This window comes from Microcoleus sp. D2_18a_B4 (genome assembly GCF_036702475.1).
GTDB lineage: Bacteria > Cyanobacteriota > Cyanobacteriia > Cyanobacteriales > Microcoleaceae > Microcoleus.
Genome location: NZ_JAUBTL010000075.1, coordinates 22,188 through 30,024, shown reverse-complemented (window position 1 = coordinate 30,024; position 7,837 = coordinate 22,188). Strand labels below are relative to the sequence as shown.

The window sequence follows — 7,837 nt, the reverse complement described above, 5'->3', positions numbered from 1 at the left end:
GGTACCTACACCCGACGAGCCTTTCATCCCAAGGAGTAATTCCCAACGGGGTACTTCGCGCAGCGCTCAGATTAATCGCCTTTAAATATACCGAGGGACTTCCCGGCTGGTAGTTAATATATACCAACTAACCCGATTTTGGCAAGCTCCGAGCAATTTAACTTGCATACCATATGGATTCTATGGTTTGAGCGATCGCCAGTGCTTGCGATCGCCCCTGAGCCACTAACTCCGCGTCGAGCACAACTGTAACGTGACCGAGTTTGCGGCCGGGACGCGATTCTTTCTTACCATACCAATGGACAAAAGCACCACTAATTTGTGCCAGTTGTTTTCTTTTTGCTAAATAATCTGACTCAGCCGACTCGTAGCCCAGCAAATTTACCATCACAGCGCCTGCACAGTTCAGATCCGAATTACCTAAAGGCAGTTGACAAACTGCGCGCAAATGTTGTTCAAATTGTGAAGTTTCGCAAGCATCGATCGTAAAATGTCCCGAATTGTGGGTGCGGGGTGCAATTTCATTGACTAACAGCTTATTGTCGGCGGTTAAAAATAATTCAATGCCGAATACGCCGACAGCTTGCAAACTGTTGAGGAGAGTGCGGGCGATCGCACAAGCTTCATTTTTCACCTCTAAACTAATATCAGCGGGCGCAATCACCACATGACAAACCTGATTTTGCTGCTGAGTTTCCACTATCGGATAAATCGCAATTTCCCCATTTGCTGATCGAGCCGCAATTACAGCCAACTCGCGATCGAACGGCACAAACTCTTCCACTAGCAAAGACTGACCTTGGAGTGTAGCACGAATTGACTCAAAACTCCCCGGATCTTTAACAATAAAAGTACCTTGGCCGTCATAACCGTGGCGGCGAACTTTGACGACAAAGGGAAAGTCGATCGATTCAGCATCCGAGTCTCCTGCAATCTGCACGCTGTCAGAAACAGAAATTGCCGGAAAGTCGATCGCCACCGCCTTAAACAATTCCGGGGGCAAATCCGCGCTGCAATCCCATTCCCAAAACCTCGGAGTTGGCAAACCCAAACCTTGTAAATAACAGCGCTGAACGTACTTATCCAACAAAGGAGAAAGCGACGACAAACTCGGCTGAAATAACACACCTTGCTCTTCTAGCGGTCGCAAACCATCCAAATCCACAAACTCATTTTCAAAAGTAATAACATCGCAGCCAGCCGCCAATTGAGCCGTAGCCAAAACATCATCAACAGCAGCCAAAACAGCACCAGCAGCAACAGAAACTGCCGGGTCAGTAGCATTAGGAGTTTGTACTACCAATTCAATACCGAGCGCCCTAGCAGCCTCCCCCATCATCGAAGCTAGCTGGCCGCCGCCGACAACGCCCACCCGCTTAAATTTGGCAAACGAACTCGCAGCGGTTGGATTTGATTTCATGTGAGTAAAATTCCGCAAAGTTAACCAGCCTATCTTATCGCTATTTGGCCCTGGCTCAATTACAGTAATTGCAGAGTTAAAAGCCCGAAAATAGTTTTAATTGCATGATTAAATCGAGGCAGAACCCCGAAAAATTGGGCAGCTAAAGTCTTTAATTATTGCACGCTCTCAGCCATTGAGAAACAGCCGTCGAACCCCACTCCTCCAGAAAAGTGCCACATCTAGCAATTCCCTAGCGCCAAGCATGGCATAATTGACAGCACTGCAAAAAGCAGATAGAAAGGTGCAAACACTGAAAATCAGAGATTCAGGGAACAAAATTTATAGGTGAGGATACTGTGAAAGTTTTAGTTGTGGGGAACGGAGGGCGCGAACACGCGATCGCAAAAAAACTGCTAGAATCTACGCGGATTAAACAAGTATTCTGCGTACCGGGCAACGGCGGCACAGCTACCACCCAAGGCTGTCAAAATCTGTCGCTCAACATCGACGACTTCCAAGGCATCGAACGCTTTGTGATGGTCAACAACATCGGATTAGTCATCGTCGGCCCCGAATTGCCCCTATCGCTAGGCATCGCCGACTATTTCCAACAGCGAAAAATGATGATTTTCGGCCCCACCAAAGCCGGCGCCCAAATTGAATCCAGCAAATCCTGGGCCAAAGAATTGATGCTGGAAGCAGGCATACCCACACCCAAAGCTGCCGTATTTACAGACGCAGAAGCAGCCAAAGCATACGTTCTGGAACAAGGAACCCCCATAGTCATCAAAGCAGACGGACTCGCATCAGGCAAAGGAGTCACCGTTGCCACCACCGTCAAAATGGCTCACAGCGCCATCAACACCATTTTCCGAGGCGAATTCGGCACCGACAACATCCGAGTCGTCGTCGAAGAATTCTTAACAGGTCAAGAAGTCTCGATTCTCGCCCTCACCGACGGCATCACAGTGGAACCGTTGCTGCCCGCCCAAGACCACAAAGCTATCGGCGAAGGCGACAAGGGAGCCAACACCGGCGGTATGGGAGCCTACGCCCCAGCGCCCATCGTCACCCCGGAACTCATGGAAAGGATTCAAGAAGAAATTCTCGAACCCACCCTCGCAGCACTGCAAAAACGCAAAATCGACTACCGGGGTGTACTCTACGCAGGTTTAATGATTACCCCCGACGGAGAACCAAAAGTCTTAGAATTCAACTGCCGTTTCGGAGATCCCGAAACTCAAGCGGTTTTGTCGCTGCTGGAAACGCCTTTAGAAGATTTGGTGCTCGCCTGCTGTCAGCAGCGTCTCGGTGAATCTTCTATTCGCTGGAAGTCGGGGGCCTCTGTGTGCGTAGTTTTGGCTTCTGGGGGCTATCCTGGAAGTTATCAAAAAGGCAAAGTTATTACAGGTATCGAGGAAGCTGAAGCCAAAGGAGCAGAAGTGTTTCACGCCGGCACCCAGTTGAAGCACCAGCAGTTGGTGAGCGACGGCGGCCGGGTTTTGGGCGTCACCGCAGCGGGAGAAACTTTGGAACAAGCTATCTCCACAGCTTATGCAGCAGTTGATTGTATCCAATTTGAAGGGGTCTACTGCCGTCGGGACATCGGCCGCCGAGCTCTGGGCGATAAAAATTAGGAATGGCGACATCGACCGCCATCCGAAAGCCAAGCAATCTCAATGTAGAAATGTAACAATGAAGTTTGGTGTATCTGCGGTGGCGGTAGCGGACAAGTCGCAGCAGAAAATTTTATCTGAAGCCAACTGAATTTATCTTGCTTTTAATATTGAACGGGTGAACTGGTGAAATGCTGGCCATACTAAACAAAATCGGAGAAATTATTGCCCGCTGGTGGTCGGATTTTACCCTCCAGACCCGCCTGATGGCCGCTGCTACCCTCGTAGTGTCGTTAATTATGAGTGGCCTGACCTTCTGGGCCGTGAATACTATCCAGCAAGACGCCCGACTTAACGATACTCGTTACGGCCGTGACCTCGGCCTGCTGTTGGCGGCAAATGTGGCGCCGCTGATTGCCAACAACGATCGCTCCGAAGTCGCCCGCTTTTCCCGCCAATTTTACAGCAGCACCTCCAGCGTCCGCTATATGCTTTATGCAGACGAAGCGGGGGATATTTTCCTGGGGATACCCTTTTCGGAATCCGAGGTGGAGACTTCCCTGACACTGCGCCGCCAGATCAAACTTCCCGATAATTTTCTCGCCGATATTGAGGCGAGAAATTTAACTTCTTTGCCTTTGGTGCGGCAGCATTTGACGCCAGATGGAGAAGTTACCGATGTATTTGTGCCGTTAATTCATGAAGACAAATATTTGGGAGTTTTGGCGATCGGCATTAACCCCAATCCCGCAGCAGTTATCTCTTCAAATCTGACTAGGGATGTCACTTTAGCAGTATTTGTGACAATTTGGGTAATGGTAATTTTGGGAGCTGTATTTAATGCCCTGACAATTACTCAGCCGATCAAACAATTAGTCTTCGGGGTCAAAAATATCGCCAGCGGGAATTTTAAGCAGCGAGTTGACCTCCCTTTGGGTGGAGAATTGGGCGAGTTGATCGGCAGTTTTAATGAAATGGCCCAGAAACTCGAAAGTTATGAAGAACAAAATATTGAAGAACTGACAGCGGAAAAAGCTAAGTTAGAAACTTTAGTTTCAACTATTGCTGACGGGGCGCTTTTATTAGACGCAAATTTGCAGGTAATTTTAGTTAATCCGACGGGGATGCGGATTTTTGGATGGGAAGGCAAAAATGCGCTCGGAGTAAATGTTCTGAACATTTTGCCTTCGGAAGTGCAGCAGGACTTGGCTAGACCTTTGCAGGAAATAGCTGCGGGCGATCGCGAAGGCGGCGAATTTCGCATCTCGATGAGCGAACCAGTTAACCGTACAATTCGGATTGTTTTAACTACAGTCATTCTGCACAAAGCGCCCGGTGCCGAACCGCTGTGCAAAAGCTGCATCCGTCATGAGGAAGATACCTGTACCGAGCCACAACGCCCGGTAGCTGTAGAGTGTACTTTCTACGAGCAAACCTCCAAGCATCAAGGTTCAGGAAATTACCGAGAAAGTCTCAAAGGCATTGCAATGACAGTGCAGGACATTACTCGCGAAGTAGAACTCAATGAGGCTAAAAGCAATTTTATCAGCAATGTTTCTCACGAATTGAGAACACCTTTATTTAATATCAAATCTTTTATCGAGACTCTCCACGAGTACGGAGAAGACCTTCTAGAAAGTGAGCGCCGGGAATTCCTAGAAATTGCCAATCGAGAAACCGATAGACTAACTCGTTTAGTTAACGACGTGTTAGACTTGTCGCGACTGGAATCCTGCCGAGTTTATCACTTGGAAGCTGTTGACCTCCCGCAAGCTGTGGAACAAACCCTGCGGACTTATCAGTTAAATGCTAAGGATAAAGGCATTGAATTAGAGCAAGAAGTTGACCCGTATTTGCCCCCTGCTTTAGGTCATTACGATTTGTTACTGCAAGTATTTGCAAATTTAGTAGGAAATGCCTTAAAATTTACTCAGTCCGGCGGCAAGGTGGCAATTCGAGCGTATTTGCTAGAGTCGGAGACGCCCACCCACAAAGACGGTCAATCCGGGAAGCAAAACTTGTCACCGGATGCCAAACATTTTCCGGTAGTGCGGATCGAAATTTCTGATACTGGAATTGGCATAGATCCTGAAGACCAACAAGCAATCTTCGATCGCTTTTTCCGGGTAGAAAACCGAGTACACACTTTAGAAGGAACGGGATTAGGTCTTTCTATTGTCAGAAACATTATTGACAAGCACCACACTAAAATTAATTTAGTTAGCGAAGTTAATGTGGGTACGACTTTCTGGTTCGACTTGGCAGTTTATCAGCCGAAACAAACACTAGAGATGGAAAATTCTTGGCCAGTGGAAGCCACGGTGGAGAGTGAAACAATTGCGAGTCATATTAAGTAAGCCCACTTAATTAAACGTAAAATGCGATCGGTGTTAAAGCCCCGACTTCTTAAAGAAGTCGGGGATATGCCTATTCTGTTTAAAGATTCTCCTAATAGGCCTGACCAAACGCTGACATCATCCCTGTGGATTATCCTTAGCTGTCCTATCTAAGCTCAATTTTACCGATAAAACTACATACCAACACCAATAAGTACCAACCCCCAATAATCCCCCCTCTGTCAAATTAGTCATTAGCATAAATGTTAATAAATACAAAGGCAAACCTGACTCAGGAAAACGTAAGGGTTCAGGTCTTTGATTGGGGAATAAGAGAAGGCATGAAAAAGTTACAAGAATGGGCAGATATAGCATCACGGAAAAAAGCCATTGCGCTTTTACCCTGAAACCGACAAGTCTGAATCACAGATAACAAATCAGCAGTTTGTTCAAACCGAGACATTGACCGGGAGCCCCCAGATACCTTACGTTTAGTCACAGCTAATCTCAGAGAACGTTCTGCTAAATTATTATCAGGAGGAATGTCCGGATGGTCTAAAAAGTACCACCATTGATGTGCTTTCTCACGCAGGGTAAACGCATCTTAACTGGAACCCAAAATATGCTACAGTTAAATCCGACTAAATTCCAATGTAGTTTGTTGTAGTTTATGGGTGCTATCAATGGCAAGAGGTTTTAGTAAAGCTGTAACTTCCCAACAAAAACAAACAGATTCATTGCCGGAACATGAATATTTTAAATGCCAGTTTTTTAGAACATTTTGCCAATTTGAAAGACCCCAGAATAGAAAGAAGTAAAGAACACTTACTCAAAGATATTATAGCGATTGCGATTCTAGCTATTATCAGCGGTGCCGACGGATGGGTGGCAATAGAAGCCTATGGTAATGCCAAATATGAATGGTTAAAAAGCTTTCTAGAATTACCGAATGGCATACCATCTCATGACACATTTAGTCGGGTATTTGCCCGAATTGAACCACAACAGTTTCAAGAATGCTTTTTGAGTTGGGTAAATGCCATAGTCGGGGAATTAGAACTAAACGTGATTGCCATTGATGGCAAAACAATGAAACAATCTTATGACAGAAATGACCAGCAAAAAGCGCTACATATAGTTACAGCATGGTCTTCATCTCATCAATTGGTTTTAGGACAAAAAAAAGTCGATAAAAAATCAAATGAACTGACAGCAATTCCGCAATTAATAGAAATGTTAGAAATTGCCGGAAGTGTAATAACCATAGATGCTCGCTTGCTGTCAAAAAGACATAACATCTCTGATTATCAAGAAAAAAGGAGATTATGTTTTAGCTTTAAAAGGGAATCAAAAACTCCTCTATCAAGCTGTGAAAGAGTGGTTTGAAGTAGCTAAAAAATCAGATTATTTAGGCAGAGATTACAGTCCGGCATGAGCAAGTAGAAGCTGGACATCATCGAGTGGAAAAAAGACAAGTGTGGACTCTTGATGTATCCGAGTTACCACAAGTGCATAATCAAGAATTATGGACGGGATTAAAAACAGTTGTCATGATAGTTAGTGAACGACGGCTGTGGAATAAAACCACGACTGAAGCTCGTTTTTACGTTAGTAGTTTAAGCAGTAATGCTGAGACAATTGCTGGGGCGATCCGTAGTCATTGGGGCATTGAAAATAGCTTACATTGGACGCTGGATGTGACATTTTGTGAAGATGAAAGCCGGATTAGGAAACAGAACTATCCCGAAAATTTTGCACTTCTACGTCGCTTGGCTATAAATTTACTAAAACAAGAAAAAACTTCCAAACAAAGTCTAAAAATGAAACGGTATCGAGCGGCAATGGACAATAATTATTTAGTGAAAATTTTAAACTCTGCCAGTTAATGCTTGAAATCTAACACCTATCTAAGAAGGAAAATTATCCGGCTTTAAGAAGTTTAGAAAATCTTAAGGTTCTGATTTAATTTGCTTAAATGTGGTTAAACTCAATGATTTTTAGAAGGTTTTTTTAGTTATTTAGTAGTGCACAAATTTAGGTGTTTGTCAAATTAATTTAGATGCGTTTACCCTGACTGCACACATACCTTGGCTTATCAAATATCAAAGGTTTAAGTAATGTTTTAAGTTCGGATTTAAGCTTAAATGAGGCTATTCAGCGATTACCCGACGATGACAATCTTTTTGTCCTCACAGCAGGTACTATTCCCCCTGATCCCATTAAATTACTTTCTTCGAGAAAGATGCACTATGTAATGGAACAATTCCTCGCCTTATTTGATTTAGTCATTTACGATACGCCGCCTTTGATTGGTTTAGCAGACGGCCATTTACTAGCTTCTCAAACTGATGGTACAGTGCTGATAGTAAAAACTGTAGTTTAGACTAAAAAATGAGCGCAGCTAAAAGTACCCACCTTTGAATCTCAGGCAAGCTGTTGCTCAAAAACTCAAAAAGTAGAAGATTAAACAGCTAATCTTGAAG

Annotated in this window: 4 protein-coding genes and 2 pseudogenes; 4 read left to right on the top strand and 2 right to left on the bottom strand. The window is 44.8% G+C overall.

Annotated features, from left to right (window positions below; genetic code table 11):
• Window positions 1-157: 157 nt before the first annotated feature.
• Window positions 158-1,420: a 5-(carboxyamino)imidazole ribonucleotide synthase gene (locus tag QUB04_RS28930; RefSeq protein WP_333289830.1), complete on the bottom strand. Its 1,263-nt coding sequence runs from the start codon at window positions 1,418-1,420 to the stop codon at window positions 158-160.
• 338 nt (window positions 1,421-1,758) lie between these two features.
• Between QUB04_RS28930 and purD the strand changes: the two genes are divergently transcribed.
• Window positions 1,759-3,039, top strand: a complete 1,281-nt coding sequence (purD, locus tag QUB04_RS28925; RefSeq protein ID WP_333206275.1) for a phosphoribosylamine--glycine ligase — start codon at window positions 1,759-1,761, stop codon at window positions 3,037-3,039.
• 170 nt (window positions 3,040-3,209) lie between these two features.
• Complete coding sequence (locus QUB04_RS28920) at window positions 3,210-5,375, top strand: ATP-binding protein (protein WP_333289827.1); 2,166 nt, start codon at window positions 3,210-3,212, stop codon at window positions 5,373-5,375.
• Between the two features lie 289 nt (window positions 5,376-5,664).
• Here the strand turns inward: QUB04_RS28920 and QUB04_RS28915 are convergent.
• Window positions 5,665-5,949 (bottom strand): annotated as a pseudogene (locus QUB04_RS28915) (IS66 family transposase); the annotation flags it as partial.
• An 88-nt stretch (window positions 5,950-6,037) separates the two neighbouring features.
• On the opposite strand from QUB04_RS28915, the pseudogene QUB04_RS28910 reads away from it, so the two are divergent.
• Together QUB04_RS28910 and QUB04_RS28905 are read left to right on the top strand one after the other, a co-directional pair.
• Window positions 6,038-7,240: pseudogene (locus QUB04_RS28910) on the top strand (ISAs1 family transposase).
• A 356-nt stretch (window positions 7,241-7,596) separates the two neighbouring features.
• Complete coding sequence (locus tag QUB04_RS28905) at window positions 7,597-7,737, top strand: hypothetical protein (RefSeq protein ID WP_333289825.1); 141 nt, start codon at window positions 7,597-7,599, stop codon at window positions 7,735-7,737.
• The last annotated feature ends 100 nt before the right edge of the window (window positions 7,738-7,837 follow it).

Bases quoted from the DNA above. Each gene is read 5' to 3' on its own strand.
- QUB04_RS28930 (WP_333289830.1), bottom strand. From the start codon at position 1,420: ATGAAATCAAATCCAACCGCTGCGAGTTCGTTTGCCAAATTTAAGCGG.
- QUB04_RS28920 (WP_333289827.1), top strand. From the start codon at position 3,210: ATGCTGGCCATACTAAACAAAATCGGAGAAATTATTGCCCGCTGGTGG.
- QUB04_RS28905 (WP_333289825.1), top strand. From the start codon at position 7,597: ATGCACTATGTAATGGAACAATTCCTCGCCTTATTTGATTTAGTCATT.